Source organism: Lentibacter sp. (assembly GCF_965658795.1).
Taxonomy (GTDB): domain Bacteria; phylum Pseudomonadota; class Alphaproteobacteria; order Rhodobacterales; family Rhodobacteraceae; genus Lentibacter.
Genome location: NZ_CBFHTG010000001.1, coordinates 85,420 through 102,681, shown reverse-complemented (window position 1 = coordinate 102,681; position 17,262 = coordinate 85,420). Strand labels below are relative to the sequence as shown.

Below are 17,262 nucleotides of genomic sequence, written 5' to 3'. Positions count from 1 at the left end.
CTCCTCATGCCCGTTCTGGTGATGAAATTCGGCGGCACGTCTGTTGCCAACCTTGACCGCATCCGCCGCGCTGCCAAGCGCGTGGGCGTCGAAGTGGCCAAAGGCTATGATGTGATCGTGATTGTCTCGGCCATGTCTGGCAAAACCAACGAGTTGGTGGGCTGGGTCAACGAGACCTCCCCGCTCTATGACGCGCGCGAATATGACGCCGTTGTCAGCTCGGGCGAGAACGTCACAGCAGGCCTCATGGCGCTGACCTTGCAGGAAATGGACATCCCCGCCCGCTCTTGGCAGGGCTGGCAAGTGCCCGTGCAAACCACCTCGGCCCACGCCTCTGCGCGCATCCAGGACATCCCCCCCGCCAATATCGAGGCAAAATTTGCCGAAGGAATGCGCGTGGCCGTTGTGGCGGGCTTTCAGGGCGTCAGCCCTGAGGGGCGCATCACAACACTGGGCCGTGGCGGCTCTGACACAACGGCTGTGGCCTTTGCCGCCGCCTTCGGTGCCGAGCGCTGCGACATCTACACCGATGTTGACGGCGTCTACACAACCGACCCGCGGATCTCGTCCAAAGCCCGCAAGCTCGACAAGATCGCCTTTGAAGAAATGCTCGAACTGGCCAGCCTTGGTGCCAAAGTGCTTCAGACACGCTCTGTCGAACTTGCCATGCGCTACAAAGTCAAACTCAGAGTGCTCAGCTCATTTGAAGAACAATCCGACGCAGCAGGAACGCTCGTTTGCGATGAGGAGGAAGTTATGGAAAACCGCCCCGTATCAGGCATCGCCTATTCCCGCGATGAAGCCAAGATGACCCTGCTCTCCGTGGCCGACCGCCCCGGCATCGCGGCAGCCATCTTCGGCCCGCTCTCAGAGGCTGGCATCAACGTCGATATGATCATTCAGAACATCGCCGAAGACGGGCGCACCGATATGACCTTCTCCTGCCCTGTCGAGCAGGTGAAACGCGCCGAGCAAGCCATGCAAGAGGCCAAAGACAAGGGGGATATCAACTATCACAACCTCGTCGCCGACACCGATGTGGCCAAAGTCTCGGCTGTGGGCATCGGCATGCGCTCCCAGTCGGGTGTGGCCGCAACCATGTTCAAGACACTCTCTGATGAAGGCATAAACATTAAGGTTATTGCGACATCGGAAATCAAGATTTCCGTGCTCATCGACAGGAAATACATGGAACTCGCCGTCCAAGCGCTGCATGATGCGTTCGAACTCGAGAAACCAGCCTGAGATTCTGCCTTGGGCCGCATAAAACAAGGCCCGCGCTGATATGACTGAGCAGCCCACAGAGATCAAAACAGACAGCCGGCAAATGCTGGCCCGTCTGCGCGAGATCATGGCCGAAAACACCGCAGGCCAAGGTCAGGCGCGGCTGGATACCATCACCAAGCTGATCGCCGAAGAGATGTATTCGCAGGTCTGCTCGATCTACCTCTTTCGCGATGAAGACACGCTGGAGCTTTGCGCCACCGAAGGCCTGAAAGCCGATTCTGTCCACCAGACCCGCCTCAAAATGGGCGAAGGCCTCGTTGGCCTCGTGGCGCGCAAGGGCCAGCGTATCAACACGCCCGATGCCCCCTCCGAGCGCGGCTTCCGCTTTATGCCGGAAACAGGCGAAGAAATTTACTCCAGCTTCCTCGGCGTGCCCATCCAGCGGCTGGGAGAAAAGCTCGGGGTGCTTGTCGTCCAGACCAAAGACGCCCGCGAATTTGCCGATGAAGAAGTCGATGCGCTCGAAGTTGTGGCCATGGTGCTGGCCGAAATGACCGAGCTGGGCGCCTTTATCGGCGAAGGCGCGGCGCTGTCGGCCCGCCACACCCAACCCGTGCTTCTGCGCGGCACCACAGGCCAGGAAGGCGCAGCCCAAGGCCACGTCTGGCTGCACGAGCCCCGCGTTGTGGTGACAAACCCCATCGCCGAAGACCCGCACCGCGAATTCGAGCGCCTCAACGAAGCCGTTGAAGAGCTGCGCGTGGGCGTTGACAAAATGCTCGCAGGCGCGCGCGGTGGCGGCAAAGAACAGCTTGATGTGCTTGAAGCCTACCGCATGTTTGCCAACTCCAAAGGCTGGATGAGCCGCATGGAACAAGACATCGGACGCGGCCTCTCGGCCGAAGCCGCTGTCGAAAAAGAACAGTCCACCGCCCGCGCGCGGATGCAGCAGGTCACCGATCCGTATCTGCGCGAGCGGCTGCATGATCTGGACGATCTGAGCAACCGCCTCCTGCGCATCCTCACAGGCCAAGGCCTTGATACCGGGGCAGAAATGCCCGCCGACCCTGTGCTCATCGCGCGCAATATCGGCCCTGCCGAGCTGCTGGATTATGGCCGCTCGCTCAAGGCGATCGTGCTCGAAGAAGGCTCGGTTGGCAGCCACGCGGCCATCGTGGCGCGCGCTCTGGCGATCCCGCTGGTGGTGCACGCCAGCCGTGTCACAACCGAGGCGCTCAACGGCGACCATATCATGGTCGATGGGGACCAAGGCGTGGTGCACCTGCGCCCTGATGACACTGTCGTCACGGCCTTTCGCGACAAAATCGCGATGCAGGCTCAAGCCCAGGAACGCTATGCCTCGATCCGGGACAAAACCGCAGAAACACGCGATGGCCAGACCGTTGGCTTGCACATGAACGCAGGCCTCATGGCCGATCTGCCCTCGCTTGAAGGCTCGGGCGCCGAAGGTGTGGGCCTGTTCCGCACCGAGCTGCAATTCCTCGTGCGCAACCAGATGCCGCGCCGCTCGGAGCTGTCTGCGCTCTACAGCCGTGTGCTGGATGCCGCCCAAGGCAAACGCGTGGTCTTTCGCACGCTCGACATCGGCTCGGACAAAGTCCTGCCCTATATGAAGCCGAACGACGAGCCAAACCCGGCGCTCGGCTGGCGCGCCATCCGCGTGGGGCTGGACAAACCGGGCATCATGCGGATGCAGCTGCAAGCGCTTTTGCGCGCCGCCAACGGCCGCCCGCTGACTGTGATGTTCCCCTTCGTGGCGCAGTTTGAGGAGTATCGCGCCGCACGCGCCGAGATGGACAAAGCGCTCGCACGCGAGAAAGTTCTGGGCCACGCGCTCCCCGAACACATCGAAGTCGGCGCGATGCTGGAAACACCCTCACTGGCCTTTGCGCCTGACAAATTCTTTGACGAGGTCGATTTCCTCTCCATCGGGGGCAATGATCTCAAGCAATTCTTCTTTGCGGCTGATCGCGAGAACGAACGTGTCCGCCGCCGCTATGATACGCTCAACGTGAGCTTTCTCACGTTTCTGGAAGGCATCGTCAAACGCTGCGACGCCTCGGGCACAGCGCTCAGCTTTTGTGGCGAAGATGCGGGCCGCCCGCTGGAGGCCGCCTGCCTCGCCGCCATCGGCCTGCGCACGCTCTCCATGCGCCCCGCGTCAATCGGCCCTGTAAAGAGCCTGTTGCGCCGTGTTGATCTGGGCAAGATCAAAGAGCTGATCGAAGCCGCCGCCGAGCGCGGAGAGCAATCGGTGCGCCCTGCAATTGTAGAGTATATGCGCTCTTTGAGCTGAGGATCTGCGCCGCCATCGGCGTCTCAGGCAAGGGTCTGCGCCGCCTTCGGCGTCTCAGGCAAGAGTTTGCGCCGCCTTCGGCGTCGCGGGGGGGCCTCGCTACGCTCGGCCCCGACTTTTATGCCTTCGGCGAGGATATTTAGAGCAAAAAGAAAGAGCCGCGCCTAGCCAGCCTTGTGCAGCTTGGGCTTGATGACTTTGGCTTTGAAGCGCGCCAGCAGCACCCCATGATCCAGACCCGCGCGGATGGCGAGGCGGCGCAGCCCGAAATGCACATGGGCCATGTCCTGATAGTAGCTCGTATAGGCATAATTTGTGGCCGCCCCTGCCGCAGCGCCAAGCACTGGCACGGTCTGGGCCGCAAGCTTCTGGCCAAGCACAACCGAAAGACGCGGCGCAATCCGCGCAATAACTGTGCTGAGTGCTGCCCCGTTGACCATAAGCCGCGTGGAGAGAAAAGCGAGGTCGGCACCGTCATCTTCTGCCAGCGGGCCAGCCACGGCAAAGACTGTGATACAGTCAAACCTGACCGCCTCTTCGCCTGTGTCAAAGCCGTGCTCTTCTGCAATGGTCTGGATCGCGCGCAAGAGCACGGTCGTTGTCACCGGCAGTTCGGCCAGCGCCGAAGGCAGCCCGCCAAAGCCACCCGCTGCCCCCATGGCGGTTGTGAGTGCGCGGGTCATCCAGCTCGGCTCCCCTGCCACATGGCCACGCGAGCGGCTGGCCGCATCAAACGCAAAGCCAAGCGCGCGCTCGGTTTGGGCGCCAAGCCCTGTGCGCACAGGCGCTGGCAAGCGCTCAAGCAAGCTGTCGGCCTGTCCACCGATCTGGTTGAGCAGATCAATCACCAGCCCCCCCGCGCGGCTGTAGCGGCGGGCCAGAGCGGTGAGTTCGGCCTCAACCTCTGTCGCGTCGATGGGGGCGTCAAGAATTTCCAGATCACGTGTCATGGGGTAAAGATCGGGCGCGGCGTGCCGTTTTTCAAGCGTCTTTCGTCACTTTGCCGCGGATCCCCTGCCAGGCGCCCTCTGTGAGCGCGCGGCCCAGCACGCGCGCAGGGTTGGTGGGCGGAGGCATTTCCACGCCCGAAAGGGGCGTAAAGCCGAAGCGCGCATAATAAGGCGCATCGCCCACAAGCATAACCCGTGCCCAGCCTGCTCTTGCGGCCACGGCAAGGCTCTCGCGGATGAGCACGCCCCCCACGCCCTCGCCCTGGCGCGTCGGGTGGACAGCGACGGGGCCAAGGAGCAGCGCACGCGCCGCGCCTATGCGCACAGGCCAATAGCGGATCGCACCGGCCAGCTCGCCAAACTCGTCGCGCGCCACATGGCTCAGGCCCGCCGCCGGCGCCACGCCATCGCGCAAACGGTAAGAGGACAAGCCCTCACGCCCGGGCGCAAAGCACAGGTCATAGAGTGTTTCCACCTCCCAGCCCTCTTCGGGGCGCTCAGGGCCTAGCTTGATCACGCTCCAAAATCTCCTTTGCGCTGGAAACGCCCCTAGCACGGCGCTATGCACGGGGCAAATACCTCAAGGAGCCTTGCCGATGTTTTTCCGCCCCGAAGATGGCCACGACCTGCCGCACAACCCGTTTAACGCGCTCATCGTGCCACGCCCTATCGCCTGGATCTCGACCCGCGGCAGCGACGGTGTAGACAATCTTGCGCCCTATTCCTTCTTTTCGGGTGCAGCTTATGTGCCACCGCAGGTGATGTTTGCCTCCACAGGCACAAAGGAAGACCGCGACGGCACCAAAGACACGCTGGCCAACATCCGCGAAAGCGGCGTGTTCTGTGTCAACATCGTGGAAGAGGCTGCCAAAGACGCGATGAACGCCACCTCCCAGACCCTGCCATCAGGCGTTTCCGAGTTTGATCACGCAGGGCTGACCCGCGCGGCATGTGAAACCATCGCTTGCGCGCGCCTTGCGGGGGCCCCTGCCGCCATGGAGTGCAAGCTCGTAGACATCCACAAGAGCCGTGGCGCGGCCAACTATGTGGTGATCGGCGAGGTCACGGGCGTTCACCTGCGAGAAGACTGCATCGTGGACGGCAAGTTTGACCCCACCCGCTTCAACCCGCTCGCGCGCATGGGCTATCGCGACTATACCGTCGTGCGCTCGGTGTTTGAGCTCGCCCGCCCTGACGACTAACGCGCCAGCCCCTCCGGGCAAATACGACACGCAAAAGTCGAAAAGCTGCTTGCGCCCAAAATTTCGGCTGCGATGGTGGGCGGGATATGCGCCTTCTCATTTCCTTCGCCGCCCTGTTTATGTCAGTGGCGCTTTTGCAGCTCTCAACAGGCGGTGTGGGCCCGCTTGATGCGCTCTCAGGCATCGCCCTCGGCTTCTCGCGCGCCGAAATCGGCCTCCTCGGCTCGGCGCACTACCTTGGCTTCTTCATTGGCTGCTGGTGGGCGCCCCGCCTTATGGGCACGGTGGGGCACAGCCGCGCTTTTGCTGCCTTCACCGCGATGGGTGCCATCGCCCTGCTGGCCCATTACATTGTCATCGGCCCCTACGCCTGGGCGCTGATGCGCGTGGCCTCGGGGCTCTGCGTGGCGGGCTGCTACACAATTATCGAGGCGTGGCTGCAAGCCAAAGTCACCAACGAAACACGCGGGCGCACCATGGGCGTCTACCGCCTTGTCGATATGAGCGGCTCTCTTGTCAGCCAGCTGCTCATCGGCTTTCTCACGCCCGCCTACTATATGTCCTACTCTATTCTGGCCATGCTCTGCTGCGCCGCCATCCTGCCGCTCACCCTCACAGCCGCCACCCAGCCCGAAACCCCGAGCGCGCCGCGCTTGCGCCCCATGCTGGCCGTCACCCGCTCGCCCCTTGCCGCGCTTGGCGTGGTCGTGGCGGCGCTCAGCTCGGCGAGCTTCCGGATGGTCGGGCCGGTCTACGGCCAGGAGGTCGGCCTGCAAGTCACCCAGATTGCGACATTTCTCGCCGCCTTCGTGCTTGGCGGCGCACTGGCGCAATACCCCATCGGCTGGCTCGCCGACAAATACGACCGCCGCTGGGTGCTGATCTGGCTCTCGCTTGCCGCCATTGTCAGCTGCGCCTCAACGGCCCTGCTTCAGGGCCTCAGCACAGCAGGCATCCTGCTCAACGCGGCCTTCTTCGGCCTCACCACCTTCCCCATCTACTCGGTCGCCGCGGCCCACGCCCATGACTTTGCCAGGTCCGAAGAGCGGGTCGAGCTTTCCGCGGCACTTATGTTCTGGTTTGCCACAGGCGCCATTGCCGCGCCGCTCGTCGCCTCCTACCTCATGGAAGGCTTCGGCCCGCCTGCGCTCTTCATCATGATCGCCGTGGGCCACGCAGGGCTGGCCGCCTTTGGCCTTGCCCGTATGCGCAGCCGCGCCAGCCCCGCCAAGCGTACGCCCTATATCTATGCACCACGCACCTCTTTCACCATCGGGCGGCTCTTGGGGCGCAGCCGCGAAAAAGACTGACCCCCATGTCTTTCTTTTTGCCCCAAATATCCTGGGGGGAGCGCGAGGGGGGCAAAGCCCCTCTCGCCACCGTCGGATTTTCGCGCAGCGAAAATTCGAATGCCTGAAAATTCGAATGCCTGTAGCACCCCACGCGCCATTGGGCTAAACACCCGCCAAAGCGCAAAGAAAAGGTTCCCCCGATGGCACGTCACCTCATCACCTCGGCAATCCCCTACATCAACGGGATCAAACACCTCGGCAACCTTGTTGGCTCCCAGCTTCCCGCAGATCTCTTCGCCCGCTTCCAGCGCGCGCGCGGTCATGAGGTTCTGTTTCTCTGCGCCACCGACGAACACGGCACCCCCGCCGAGTTGGCCGCCGCCAAAGCCGGCAAGCCCGTGGCCGAGTATTGCGCCGAGATGCACGAGGTTCAGGCCCGTATCGCCGAGGGCTTCGGGCTGTCGTTTGACCATTTCGGCCGCTCTTCCAGCCCGCAAAACCACGCGCTCACGCAGCATTTTGCAGGCCAGCTTGAGGCGCAGGGCCTCATCGAAGAGGTCACCGAAACCCAGATCTACTCCAAGGCCGATGGCCGCTTTCTGCCCGACCGCTACATCGAGGGCACCTGCCCCAACTGCGGCTTTGAAGACGCGCGCGGTGACCAATGTGACAACTGCACCAAGCAGCTTGATCCAACCGATCTGATCAACCCGCGCTCCTCCGTCTCAGGCTCCACCGATCTGGAAGAGCGCGAGACAAAGCACCTCTACCTCAAGCAGTCCAATATGCGCGAAGAGCTGCAAAACTGGATCAACACCAAAACAGACTGGCCCCTGCTCACCACCTCCATCGCCAACAAATGGCTCAACGATGGCGACGGGCTGCAAGACCGTGGCATCACCCGCGATCTGGACTGGGGGATCCCCGTCAAGCGCGGAACCGAAGACTGGCCCGGCATGGAAGGCAAGGTCTTCTATGTCTGGTTTGATGCGCCCATCGAATATATCGCCTGCTCTCAGGAATGGGCCGATGCCGCCGCAGGCCGCGACTGGGAGCGCTGGTGGCGCACCGACAAAGGCGCAGATGATGTGCGCTACACCCAGTTCATGGGCAAGGACAACGTGCCCTTCCACACGCTCTCTTTCCCCGCGACCATTCTGGGCTCGGGCGAGCCGTGGAAGCTTGTCGACTACATCAAAAGCTTCAACTACCTCAATTATGAGGGTGGCCAGTTCTCCACCTCACGAGGCCGTGGCGTCTTCATGGATCAGGCGCTTGAAATCCTGCCAGCCGATGTCTGGCGCTGGTGGCTGCTCAGCCACGCGCCCGAAAGCTCGGATGCCGAATTCACGTGGGAGAATTTTCAGGCCGCCGTCAACAAAGACCTCTCCGATGTCTTGGGCAACTTCGTCTCCCGCGTCACCAAGTTCTGCCGCTCCAAATTTGGCGAGGTCGTGCCATCGGCGGGGGCGTATGGCCCTGCAGAAGAGGCGCTCATCGCCGACCTCACCACCCGAATCCGCGCCTATGAAGGCCACATGGAGGCGATGGATGTGCGCAAGTCCGCCGCCGAGCTGCGCGCCATCTGGGCCGCAGGCAACGAATACCTGCAAGAGGCCGCGCCGTGGTCGGTCTTCAAGGAAGACCCCGACCGCGCCGCAGCCCAGATCCGCCTCGCGCTGAACCTCATCCGCCTCTACGCGGTGCTTTCGGCCCCCTTCATCCCGACAAGCGCGGCCAAGCTCTTTGTCGCGATGAACACGCTCGACACGCGCTGGCCCGAGGATGTGGCCGCCAGCTTGGGCAGCCTTGAGGCAGGCCACACCTTCACCGTGCCCGACAACCTCTTCGCCAAAATCACAGATGAAGAACGCGAAGACTGGGCCGCGCGCTTCTCGGGCATCCGTACCTGATCGTAGGGTGGGTGAAACCCACCTTGCGCGCCCCCACCGCGCGCAGCGTTAGCTAATTTTGTGTTAACAAATGCGCGGGTTTGTCGGTGCACGCGTGGTGCACGCATGGTGCACGCTTTTCACCCCCTTGCCCCGCAGCCCATGAGGCCCCGTTAACCAGAGCGCGCGCTGGCCCGCCCATCAGGCACCGATAGCTAGGCTAAGGGCTGGCAAACGGCGGTTGATCAGCTGCCGCTTTGAATGAAGCGCTTGGCAATATCGCCCGACATATGGCTCACCCGCCCCCCCGCGATCGTCGCCGCGATGCGGCGGCTCTCGGCCTCCACAATCATGATATCGGCCCGCTTGCCAACCTCCAGCGTGCCACGGTCCTCAAGCCCCAAAAGGCGCGCAGGCCCGCTCGAAACAAGGGCCCAAGCGCCTGCAAGGTCAAGCAAACCTGCCGCTTCCACAAAGAAAGCCGCGCGCCTGAGCGAGGGGTAATGATAGTCCGACGCCAGCGCATCACAATGCCCCATCGCGATCAGATCGACCGCGCTCACATTGCCGTTGTGGCTGCCCCCGCGCACCACATTGGGCGCCCCCAGAATAACGCCGGTGCCCAGCTCCGCTGCGGCCTCACCGGCCTCCAGCGTTTCGGGAAATTCCGACAGCGTCACGCCTGCCCCCTGCCAAAAGCTGCAGTCCTCACGGCTGCGGTCATCATGGCTGCCAAGCTTGACACCCCGCGCCAAAAGCCGCGCCGCAAGCCCACCTACCGCCTCGGGCACTTGCTCGCGCTCATCGTGCATCTTCTGCACCAGCTTGTGCAGCGTCTCGGGGCTACGGCGGCTCTTGAGCGCCATCCCGTTCAAACGGCGCGGCACCAGCCCCTTGGCAAGCCGCTCGTGGGGCACGTGGTCGTTAAAGACCACATAGTCCACACCATGTTCCGCCGCGAGTGTTTCAAAGGCGGCGTAGTCGTCCAGCATATGGGTTTCAAACCGCAGTTGAGCGCGCAAATCTGTTACCGTAGCCTGCTGTACGCGCCCCAAAGCCTCAAGGAACTGCGCCGCAAACTCAGGCCCGCGCAAGCCACCTTCCCAGCTGAAAAACTGTGCCATAACGGCGGTGGTGATCCCGTTCGCGGCCAGCTCGGCCTCAGCCGCACGCAAGCCTGCGCCCATGTCTTTCATCGCGCCACGGCGCACCGCCACATGGCGCTCAAACCCGTCGCCATGAATGTCTACAAGCCCGGGCAGCACAAGGTAGCCAGAGAGGTTGACCTCGCGCCCCCCTGCCTCAGAAATCAGCCCATCGGCAAACGACACAGGCGCACGCACAAGGCCCTCAGGCCCAAGCACATCAGCCCCCACCAACCGCAACGCCAGCTCACTCATCGCGCAAAGGCCCCTTATCCGAAAACATATTGAGCAGTGTCAGCTCGTGGTTAAACTGGCCATGGCGCAAAAATTCCAGAACCTGCGCCACAACCAGCGGGTTGTTCATCAAAAATGTATGCGTCACTGGCAAGGTAATATGATCTGCCATACCCGCCACTCTGGTGGAGGCCACTGAGACCTTGCCATCATCATCCCCTTGCAACAGCAACGAGAACGCAGGGCTGAGCGAACGGTTTCCCGCGATCACACCCAGCTCGAAATCCACATCTGGCAAATGCGCCGCGACCCCCTCTGGCCCCGTGCCCAGCTGCCGCCCGGCTGGCCCGTTGAACCAGCCAAAGGCCTCCCAGTCGCCAAACTCATCCACGACCTCAGAGCCTTGGTTGGGCGGGGCAAGCATCACAACGCGGCCAAGGTTCTCTGGCTTCAGACCCGCAAACCAGTAGCGCACCAATATCCCCCCCATGGAGTGGGTCACGTAGTGCACAGTCTCGTTGCCACAGGCCTTGGTGGCCTCGGGCAAAACTGCCGCCGCAAGTGAGGCAACCGTTTCTTTGGTTGAGGGGTAATTGGGGCGCACAACTGTATAGCCCTGCTCCTGCAACACTTCTTCCAGCAGATATAGAGAAGCATCACTGCGCGCCAGCCCGTGCAAAAGCACAACACAATCAGCCCGCAAAACTGCAGGCAAAAAACATAGGAAAAAGGCCAGGGTATAACGCATGCGCTTGAGATAGTCCTATTGGCTGGCCTATGAAAGAGCAAAGGAGCACAGCCATGTCTCACCGCCCCATCCGCCTCGCAACCCGCGCAATCATCTTGCAGGAGGGCAAGCTGCTCATGGTCAACGCCTTTCCCGAAGGTGTCTCGGACCTCTGGTGCGCCCCGGGCGGCGGCGCCGATCCGCACCAGTCTTTGCCAGAAAACCTTGCGCGCGAAGTCTATGAAGAGACGGGCCTGCGCATCGCGGTGGGCGCGCCCTGTCTCATCAACGAGTTTCACGCGCCAGAGCGTGGCTTTCATCAGGTTGATCTCTATTTCCGCTGCACAATCACCTCAGGCACCCTCAGCGACAGCTGGGAAGACACCGAGCAGATTGTGACAAAGCGGCAGTTCTTCAGCCGCGAAGAGCTGGCCAACATCCGCTACAAGCCCGACAGCCTGCCCGAGATCGCTTGGGGCGACGGTATGGGTTATGACGCTTTGGAGCCTTTGCTGCGGTAAAGCGACAGCGCAACACCCCCCAAAACCATGCTCGCGGCAACGGCAAAGCGCCAGCTTACGTCCTCGCCCAAAAAGGCCAGCCCGCCCGCCAGCGCCAGAATCGGCACGGTGAGCTGTGCAACAGCCGCGACGCTCGCAGGGATTGAGGGCAGCACCTTGTACCAGAGCGCATAGCCCAGACCAGAGGTGACAGCCCCCGAAACCACCGCCAGCACAGCGCCTATCGTGCTCATACCATCCCAAAAAACAGCCGCCATCAGCAGGGCAAGAGGCGTTGCCCACACAAAATTGCGCGCCGTCGCAGCCAGCGGGTCGCGCGCGCCCGCGCCAAGGAGCGAATAGACCCCCCAGCCCACAGCGGCCACAAGCATCAGCCCTGCCCCCGCCAAAGGCACGGACAGCGCGCCGCTTGGCCACATCAGAAAGACAAGGCCCGCAAACGCCAGCAGCGCCCCGGCCCACCGCAGCGGAGGAACCGCCTCAGCACGCCAGAGAGCGCCTGCAAACATCGTCACTTGTACGCCGCCAAAAAGGATAAGCGCCCCAAACCCCGCATCAAGGCTCACATAGGCAAAAGAAAAGCCCAAGACATAGGCCAGAAGCGCCAGTGGCCCTACCGCTGTGTCAGGCCGCCATGAAACTTGCCCACGCCAGACCAAAAGCAGCGCCAGCACCACAGCGCCCGATAGCAGCCGAAGCGCCGCAAAGCTTGCCGCGCCTGCCGCACCATCCACCAGCGCAAGACGGTTGAGAACAGAGTTGGCAGCAAAGGCCAGCATTGTGAGCGCGACGAGCAGAAAGAGCCGCACCTTTAGATCCCTCCAAAAGCGGGGGGATAGACCAAGGTCTCCTGCGGCGCGCCCTCGGCTGACGCCGCCAGAAGCGTAAACGCAGCGTCGTAGGGCGTCTTCAGGTTTTGCGCCGCCGCGCTGGAAAAGCCGGCCGCCTCGTAAAAGGCAGGTTGGCCCAACACCACAAGTGTCTGCCCCGCAGCCTCGGCCCAAGCCACGAGCTGGCCGATCATGCGCTTGCCATGCTTCTTGCGCTGCCAGTCAGGCCGAATGGCCACTGGTGCAAGGCAGAGCCAGCCTTTGGGCGCAACCATCTGCGCGAGCGCATAGTAACCGATGACCTCATCCCCCAAAGGCAAGACAACCTCACCCGCAATCGCGCCCTGCTTGCGCAGACGCGCGACAAGCGCCGCCTCCTCGGCCCCATCAAATGCCGCGCGCAACAGCGCATCGACTTGATCGGCTTCATGCGCCTGCATCGGGCGGGCAAACGACGGGAACATAGCTGTGCTTTTACTCATGGCTCTCTCTTAGAGCATTGGGCCAATAAGAAAAGGGGCGCCCCGAACGGAGCGCCCCTTCTATCTGTGTTCGGCTTGACCTGCTCAGTCACTTTGCTGTGCAAAGTGCTGTTCAGGAAGACAGAATTCGCTAAGCGAATTCGTCTTACATCATGCCGCCCATGCCGCCCATGTCGGGCATGCCGCCGCCTGCGCCACCGCCGTCTTTCGACGGGATGTCAGCAACCATAGCTTCTGTTGTGATCAAGAGACCGGCAACTGAGGCTGCGTCTTGCAGAGCTGTACGAACAACTTTCGCAGGGTCGATAACGCCAAACTTGAACATGTCGCCATATTCTTCTGTTTGCGCGTTAAAGCCGAACTTGAGGTCGTCGCTTTCACGGATCTTGCCCGCAACAACCGCACCGTCAACACCAGCGTTTTCAGCAATCTGACGCAGGGGCGCTTCGATGGCTTTACGCACGATCGAGATACCGACGTCTTGGTCGCTGTTGTCGCCTTTGAGGCCGTCAAGTGACTTGGCTGCTTGCACGAGTGCAACACCACCGCCCACAACGATACCTTCTTGTACGGCAGCGCGTGTGGCGTTCAGAGCGTCATCAACACGGTCTTTGCGCTCTTTTACTTCCACTTCTGTCATGCCGCCAACGCGGATAACAGCAACACCACCCGCGAGTTTCGCAACACGCTCTTGGAGTTTTTCACGGTCGTAGTCAGATGTTGTCTCTTCGATTTGCGTGCGGATCTGTGCCACGCGCGCTTCGATTTCGGCTTTGTTACCAGCGCCATCAACGATTGTTGTTTCGTCTTTGGTGATGGAGATCTTCTTGGCTGTGCCGAGCATGTCCATTGTGACAGACTCAAGCTTCATGCCGAGGTCTTCAGAGATAACCTGACCACCTGTGAGGATCGCGATGTCTTGCAACATGGCTTTGCGGCGGTCGCCGAAGCCGGGTGCTTTAACAGCCGCAATTTTCAGGCCGCCACGGAGCTTGTTGACAACAAGTGTCGCCAGCGCTTCGCCTTCAACATCTTCTGCGATGATGAGAAGTGGCTTTTGTGACTGGATCACTTGCTCAAGGAGCGGAACCATGGCTTGCAGTGAAGAAAGCTTCTTCTCGTGGAGAAGGATCAAGCAGTCTTCCAGCTCGGCAACCATTTTGTCCGGGTTTGTCACGAAGTAGGGTGACAGGTAACCGCGGTCAAACTGCATGCCTTCAACAACAACGGTTTCTGTTTCCAGACCTTTGTTCTCTTCAACAGTGATAACGCCTTCGTTGCCAACTTTTTGCATCGCATCTGCGATCTGCTGGCCGATTTCGCGCTCGCCGTTGGCTGAGATCGTGCCAACTTGGGCAACTTCATCTGTGCCAGTCACGTCACGGGCTGCGGCTTTGATCGCTGCAACAACTTTGCTTGTCGCAAGGTCGATACCGCGCTTCAGGTCCATCGGGTTCATGCCCGCTGCAACTGATTTCATGCCGCCTTTGACAATGGCTTGCGCCAGAACTGTCGCAGTTGTTGTGCCGTCGCCGGCTTCGTCATTGGTGCGTGAGGCCACTTCTTTGACCATCTGTGCGCCCATGTTCTCGAACTTGTCTTCAAGCTCGATCTCTTTGGCAACAGATACACCGTCTTTTGTGATGCGGGGTGCGCCGAACGATTTGTCCAGAACAACGTTACGGCCTTTTGGACCCAGTGTAACCTTAACCGCATCGGCCAGTGTGTTCACACCTTTGAGCATCCGGTTGCGGGCATCGGTTCCAAACTTTACGTCTTTAGCTGACATAGTTTGCTCCTAATTTCTTGAATTTCGGGGGAGACAGTTAGGCAATGATGCCCATGATGTCGGATTCTTTCATGATCAAGAGCTCTTCGCCATTGATCGTGACTTCTGTGCCGGACCATTTGCCAAACATCACGCGGTCGCCCGCTTTAACGTCCATAGCAACGCGGTTGCCGCCTTCGTCGCGTGCGCCTGCACCAACGGAAACAACTTCGCCCTCAGCAGGCTTTTCTTTTGCGCTTTCGGGAATGATCAGGCCGCCAGCTGTTTTTTCTTCGCCTTCTACGCGGCGAACGACAACGCGGTCGTGAAGCGGTGTAAATGCCATCTCTCGAGGCTCCTTACGCTTGAGTTTCTGTTTAACCCGTCTGGAAACCCATCCGGGGCGTTAGCACTCACCAGATGCGAGTGCCAGCAGCGAACAAGTAAGGAGCCTGCGATTGTGAGTCAAGGAATGCGTGAAGAAAATTTGCACCGCTTGCGCAGCCCCGCAGCCCAGCTTAGCCTTTGGCCAGCCACCAAGGAGGCCAAGATGCTGCGCGCGGTCCTATTTTCTGTTTGTTTTTGCTTGCCCACCCTTGCCCGAGCCGACGCATGCGGCGGGCAGAATCTCTTCCACACCATGGCCACAGCCGAGCTGGACAGCCTGCGCGATGCGGCGGCGGCGCATCCTTTTCCCGAAGGGCTGCACTGGCGGGCCACCAAAGGCGCGCGCACCCTCACCTTTTTTGGCAGCTACCACCTGCCCCACGCCCTAACCGAGGCCCACCTTGAGCGGCTCCTACCTCTCGCCGAAGCTGCCGATGTGACATATTTCGAGATGGACGCCGCAGACACCCAGCGCTTTGAACGGGCCGTTCAGCAAGAGCCAGACATGATGTTTGCCAGCCAAGGGCCGACCTTGCCCGAGCTGCTCACACCCGCAGAATGGGCCTCGGTGCAAAGCAAGATGCAGGCGCGCGGCTTTCCCGGCTTTCTCACGGCCAAGATGAAGCCTTTCTTTGTCTCGATGATGCTCGGCATGAGCCCCTGCAAATTGCGCTTGATGCAAAGTGGCGAACTTGGCATCGACCGTGCCTTGGCCCAAGCACTGGCCGCAGAGGGCCTGCCGACGCGTTCAATCGAAGACTACCGCACAGCCGCCAAACTCTTTGATGCCTTCAGCCCGGAAAAACAGATCGAGCTTTTGCGCCTCTCCCTGCTTGAGCTCGTCAACCCTGACGACATGATGGAAACGCTCTATCAAAGCTACATCGCCGAAGAGATCGCGCTCATCTGGGCGTACACCAAGGCGCTCTCGCTGCAAACGGGCGGGCCAAGCGCGGCTGATGATTTCGCCCTTTTTGAAAAGCTCCTGCTCACCGACCGCAACGCAGCATGGCTGGCAGAGCTGGCCGCAGCCCCAGAAAACACCATGCTTGTCGTCGTCGGTGCCGCCCATCTTTCGGGTGAGGCTGGCCTGCTCAACCGGCTCGCCGCCGAGGGCTACACCATCACGCGTTTGCCGCTCAACTGAGGAACCCCCATGCAAGTCAAAGCCAATGGCATCACTCTTGAAGTTCAGGATCACGGCGACACAGCCAATCCTGCACTCATCCTCATTCGCGGCCTTGGCACACAGCTGGTCCACTGGCCTGAAAACCTGATCACAGGGTTTGTCGCCGCGGGCTTTCGCACCATCATCTTTGACAACCGCGATGTTGGGCTATCCACCCGCTTTGACACCGCCACAGCCCCCGCAGAGGCTGATGACATCATCGCAAAGGCGCTCGCAGGCGAAGAGATTCGCGCCGCCTACAGCCTGTCGGACATGGCCTGCGATGTGATCGGCCTCATGGACACACTGGATATCGGGCGCGCACATATCTTCGGCATCTCCATGGGCGGGGCCATCGCGCAGCTCTTGGCCATCCAGCACCCAGAACGCATCCTCACCGACACACTCGTGATGACAACCTGCCGCCCCCTCGTGGAGCGTGGCGCCGTGGCCGAGCTACTGCCCAAGCTGGTTGCGCGTGAGGATGCCTCGCTTGAGGCCGCGCAAGACGCGCTGGTGGCGGAATACGGGATATGGGGCAGCCCTGGCTACCCCGCAAGCGAGGCCTACATCCGCGCCCAAGCCCAAGCCGCCTACCTGCGCGGCGGGCCAAAAGCCGCCGGCATCAACCGCCAGCTTCTGGCGACGATGAGCGCACCAGACAGACGCCCGGCGCTCAAAGCGCTCGACCTGCCCTGCTGTGTCATCCACGGGCTTGATGACACGCTCATACCGCCAGATCTGGGCGCCGAGATCGCCGCACACATCAAAGGCAGCAGCCACCACGCCATAAAGGGCATGGGCCATATCATCACGCCCATGCTCGCGCCCGAAATCGTGCGCATAGTGTCAGAATTTGTCAGGCAGAAGGCCTAGGGCCAGCGCGCCGCTCAGTTGCAGGCGTCGCCCGCCACCGAGTCACAAGTGTTGGCATAAGCGCCATAAAGGTTCTGGTAGGAGGCTTCGCTCATCTGAACTTGAACAAGCGTTTCACCGGCGTTGCGCGAACCACAGGCAGACAGGCTTGCAATCATTGAAAAGGCGATAGCAGAAAGAAAAAAAGATTTACTGGTCATTGGGGCAGCTCCAAAACATTACACAGCTAGCTTTACCAATCTTC

General features: G+C 61.1%; 17 protein-coding genes. 8 read left to right on the top strand and 9 right to left on the bottom strand.

The genetic code is table 11. From position 1 onward, the window contains the following. Nucleotides 1-6: 6 nt before the first annotated feature. Together ACTG3X_RS00540 and ptsP are read left to right on the top strand one after the other, a co-directional pair. Nucleotides 7-1,245, top strand: coding sequence for an aspartate kinase (locus ACTG3X_RS00540; protein ID WP_439109267.1), 1,239 nt, complete (start codon nt 7-9; stop codon nt 1,243-1,245). 40 nt (nt 1,246-1,285) lie between these two features. After that, the gene (gene ptsP, locus ACTG3X_RS00535) at nt 1,286-3,544 is read left to right on the top strand and encodes a phosphoenolpyruvate--protein phosphotransferase (protein ID WP_439109266.1); all 2,259 of its coding nucleotides are present in this window, start codon (nt 1,286-1,288) and stop codon (nt 3,542-3,544) included. Between the two features lie 164 nt (nt 3,545-3,708). Here ptsP and ACTG3X_RS00530 read toward each other — a convergent pair whose 3' ends face one another. Both ACTG3X_RS00530 and ACTG3X_RS00525 read right to left on the bottom strand, forming a co-directional pair. Then, nucleotides 3,709-4,494: an EcsC family protein gene (locus tag ACTG3X_RS00530; protein ID WP_439109265.1), complete on the bottom strand. Its 786-nt coding sequence runs from the start codon at nt 4,492-4,494 to the stop codon at nt 3,709-3,711. A gap of 31 nt (nt 4,495-4,525) precedes the next feature. After that, a complete protein-coding gene (locus ACTG3X_RS00525; RefSeq protein ID WP_439109264.1) occupies nt 4,526-5,011 on the bottom strand; it encodes a GNAT family N-acetyltransferase in 486 nt (161 codons plus the stop codon). Between the two features lie 79 nt (nt 5,012-5,090). Here ACTG3X_RS00525 and ACTG3X_RS00520 point away from each other — a divergent pair, with 79 nt between their 5' ends. The 3 genes from ACTG3X_RS00520 to metG all read left to right on the top strand — a co-directional run bounded on the left by ACTG3X_RS00520 (nt 5,091) and on the right by metG (nt 8,901). Further along, nucleotides 5,091-5,696, top strand: coding sequence for a flavin reductase family protein (locus ACTG3X_RS00520; RefSeq protein ID WP_439109263.1), 606 nt, complete (start codon nt 5,091-5,093; stop codon nt 5,694-5,696). A gap of 86 nt (nt 5,697-5,782) precedes the next feature. After that, entirely contained in the window at nt 5,783-7,006 is a 1,224-nt protein-coding gene (locus ACTG3X_RS00515; RefSeq protein ID WP_439109262.1) for an MFS transporter, read from the top strand. Between the two features lie 182 nt (nt 7,007-7,188). Beyond that, nucleotides 7,189-8,901, top strand: a complete 1,713-nt coding sequence (metG, locus tag ACTG3X_RS00510; protein WP_439109261.1) for a methionine--tRNA ligase — start codon at nt 7,189-7,191, stop codon at nt 8,899-8,901. A gap of 224 nt (nt 8,902-9,125) precedes the next feature. On the opposite strand, the gene ACTG3X_RS00505 is transcribed toward metG, so the two are convergent. After that, nucleotides 9,126-10,280 carry an alpha-D-ribose 1-methylphosphonate 5-triphosphate diphosphatase gene (locus ACTG3X_RS00505; RefSeq protein WP_439109260.1) on the bottom strand — a complete coding sequence of 385 codons (1,155 nt, stop codon included), beginning with the start codon at nt 10,278-10,280 and terminating at the stop codon, nt 9,126-9,128. Beyond that, nucleotides 10,273-11,007 carry an esterase/lipase family protein gene (locus tag ACTG3X_RS00500; protein WP_439109259.1) on the bottom strand — a complete coding sequence of 245 codons (735 nt, stop codon included), beginning with the start codon at nt 11,005-11,007 and terminating at the stop codon, nt 10,273-10,275. Before ACTG3X_RS00500 ends, ACTG3X_RS00505 begins: the two co-directional genes overlap by 8 nt. A gap of 53 nt (nt 11,008-11,060) precedes the next feature. Here ACTG3X_RS00500 and ACTG3X_RS00495 point away from each other — a divergent pair, with 53 nt between their 5' ends. Then, nucleotides 11,061-11,507, top strand: coding sequence for an NUDIX domain-containing protein (locus tag ACTG3X_RS00495; protein ID WP_439109258.1), 447 nt, complete (start codon nt 11,061-11,063; stop codon nt 11,505-11,507). On the opposite strand, the gene ACTG3X_RS00490 is transcribed toward ACTG3X_RS00495, so the two are convergent. From ACTG3X_RS00490 to ACTG3X_RS00475, 4 genes are all read right to left on the bottom strand, one after another. After that, complete coding sequence (locus tag ACTG3X_RS00490; RefSeq protein WP_439109257.1) at nt 11,477-12,316, bottom strand: DMT family transporter; 840 nt, start codon at nt 12,314-12,316, stop codon at nt 11,477-11,479. The two genes, ACTG3X_RS00495 and ACTG3X_RS00490, sit on opposite strands and share 31 nt — an antisense overlap. 2 nt (nt 12,317-12,318) lie before the next feature. Beyond that, a complete protein-coding gene (locus tag ACTG3X_RS00485) occupies nt 12,319-12,819 on the bottom strand; it encodes a GNAT family N-acetyltransferase (RefSeq protein WP_439109256.1) in 501 nt (166 codons plus the stop codon). 145 nt (nt 12,820-12,964) lie between these two features. Continuing rightward, nucleotides 12,965-14,608 carry a chaperonin GroEL gene (gene groL, locus ACTG3X_RS00480; RefSeq protein ID WP_439109255.1) on the bottom strand — a complete coding sequence of 548 codons (1,644 nt, stop codon included), beginning with the start codon at nt 14,606-14,608 and terminating at the stop codon, nt 12,965-12,967. Nucleotides 14,609-14,645: 37 nt separating this feature from the next. Then, the gene (locus tag ACTG3X_RS00475) at nt 14,646-14,933 is read right to left on the bottom strand and encodes a co-chaperone GroES (RefSeq protein WP_089889399.1); all 288 of its coding nucleotides are present in this window, start codon (nt 14,931-14,933) and stop codon (nt 14,646-14,648) included. Between the two features lie 126 nt (nt 14,934-15,059). Between ACTG3X_RS00475 and ACTG3X_RS00470 the strand changes: the two genes are divergently transcribed. Together ACTG3X_RS00470 and ACTG3X_RS00465 are read left to right on the top strand one after the other, a co-directional pair. Next, nucleotides 15,060-16,121: a TraB/GumN family protein gene (locus ACTG3X_RS00470; protein WP_439109254.1), complete on the top strand. Its 1,062-nt coding sequence runs from the start codon at nt 15,060-15,062 to the stop codon at nt 16,119-16,121. Nucleotides 16,122-16,130: 9 nt separating this feature from the next. Next, nucleotides 16,131-17,018, top strand: a complete 888-nt coding sequence (locus ACTG3X_RS00465; protein ID WP_439109253.1) for an alpha/beta fold hydrolase — start codon at nt 16,131-16,133, stop codon at nt 17,016-17,018. Between the two features lie 14 nt (nt 17,019-17,032). Here ACTG3X_RS00465 and ACTG3X_RS00460 read toward each other — a convergent pair whose 3' ends face one another. Then, nucleotides 17,033-17,218: a hypothetical protein gene (locus tag ACTG3X_RS00460; RefSeq protein WP_439109252.1), complete on the bottom strand. Its 186-nt coding sequence runs from the start codon at nt 17,216-17,218 to the stop codon at nt 17,033-17,035. Nucleotides 17,219-17,262 lie beyond the last annotated feature (44 nt).

What these genes read in the sequence shown, in the direction of transcription:
- groL (WP_439109255.1), bottom strand. Translation starts at nt 14,608, where the DNA reads ATGTCAGCTAAAGACGTAAAGTTTGGAACCGATGCCCGCAACCGGATG.
- ACTG3X_RS00505 (WP_439109260.1), bottom strand. Translation starts at nt 10,280, where the DNA reads ATGAGTGAGCTGGCGTTGCGGTTGGTGGGGGCTGATGTGCTTGGGCCT.
- ACTG3X_RS00500 (WP_439109259.1), bottom strand. Translation starts at nt 11,007, where the DNA reads ATGCGTTATACCCTGGCCTTTTTCCTATGTTTTTTGCCTGCAGTTTTG.
- ACTG3X_RS00470 (WP_439109254.1), top strand. Translation starts at nt 15,060, where the DNA reads ATGCGTGAAGAAAATTTGCACCGCTTGCGCAGCCCCGCAGCCCAGCTT.
- ACTG3X_RS00465 (WP_439109253.1), top strand. Translation starts at nt 16,131, where the DNA reads ATGCAAGTCAAAGCCAATGGCATCACTCTTGAAGTTCAGGATCACGGC.
- ACTG3X_RS00515 (WP_439109262.1), top strand. Translation starts at nt 5,783, where the DNA reads ATGCGCCTTCTCATTTCCTTCGCCGCCCTGTTTATGTCAGTGGCGCTT.
- ptsP (WP_439109266.1), top strand. Translation starts at nt 1,286, where the DNA reads ATGACTGAGCAGCCCACAGAGATCAAAACAGACAGCCGGCAAATGCTG.
- ACTG3X_RS00530 (WP_439109265.1), bottom strand. Translation starts at nt 4,494, where the DNA reads ATGACACGTGATCTGGAAATTCTTGACGCCCCCATCGACGCGACAGAG.
- ACTG3X_RS00475 (WP_089889399.1), bottom strand. Translation starts at nt 14,933, where the DNA reads ATGGCATTTACACCGCTTCACGACCGCGTTGTCGTTCGCCGCGTAGAA.
- ACTG3X_RS00520 (WP_439109263.1), top strand. Translation starts at nt 5,091, where the DNA reads ATGTTTTTCCGCCCCGAAGATGGCCACGACCTGCCGCACAACCCGTTT.
- ACTG3X_RS00540 (WP_439109267.1), top strand. Translation starts at nt 7, where the DNA reads ATGCCCGTTCTGGTGATGAAATTCGGCGGCACGTCTGTTGCCAACCTT.
- metG (WP_439109261.1), top strand. Translation starts at nt 7,189, where the DNA reads ATGGCACGTCACCTCATCACCTCGGCAATCCCCTACATCAACGGGATC.
- ACTG3X_RS00495 (WP_439109258.1), top strand. Translation starts at nt 11,061, where the DNA reads ATGTCTCACCGCCCCATCCGCCTCGCAACCCGCGCAATCATCTTGCAG.
- ACTG3X_RS00485 (WP_439109256.1), bottom strand. Translation starts at nt 12,819, where the DNA reads ATGAGTAAAAGCACAGCTATGTTCCCGTCGTTTGCCCGCCCGATGCAG.
- ACTG3X_RS00460 (WP_439109252.1), bottom strand. Translation starts at nt 17,218, where the DNA reads ATGACCAGTAAATCTTTTTTTCTTTCTGCTATCGCCTTTTCAATGATT.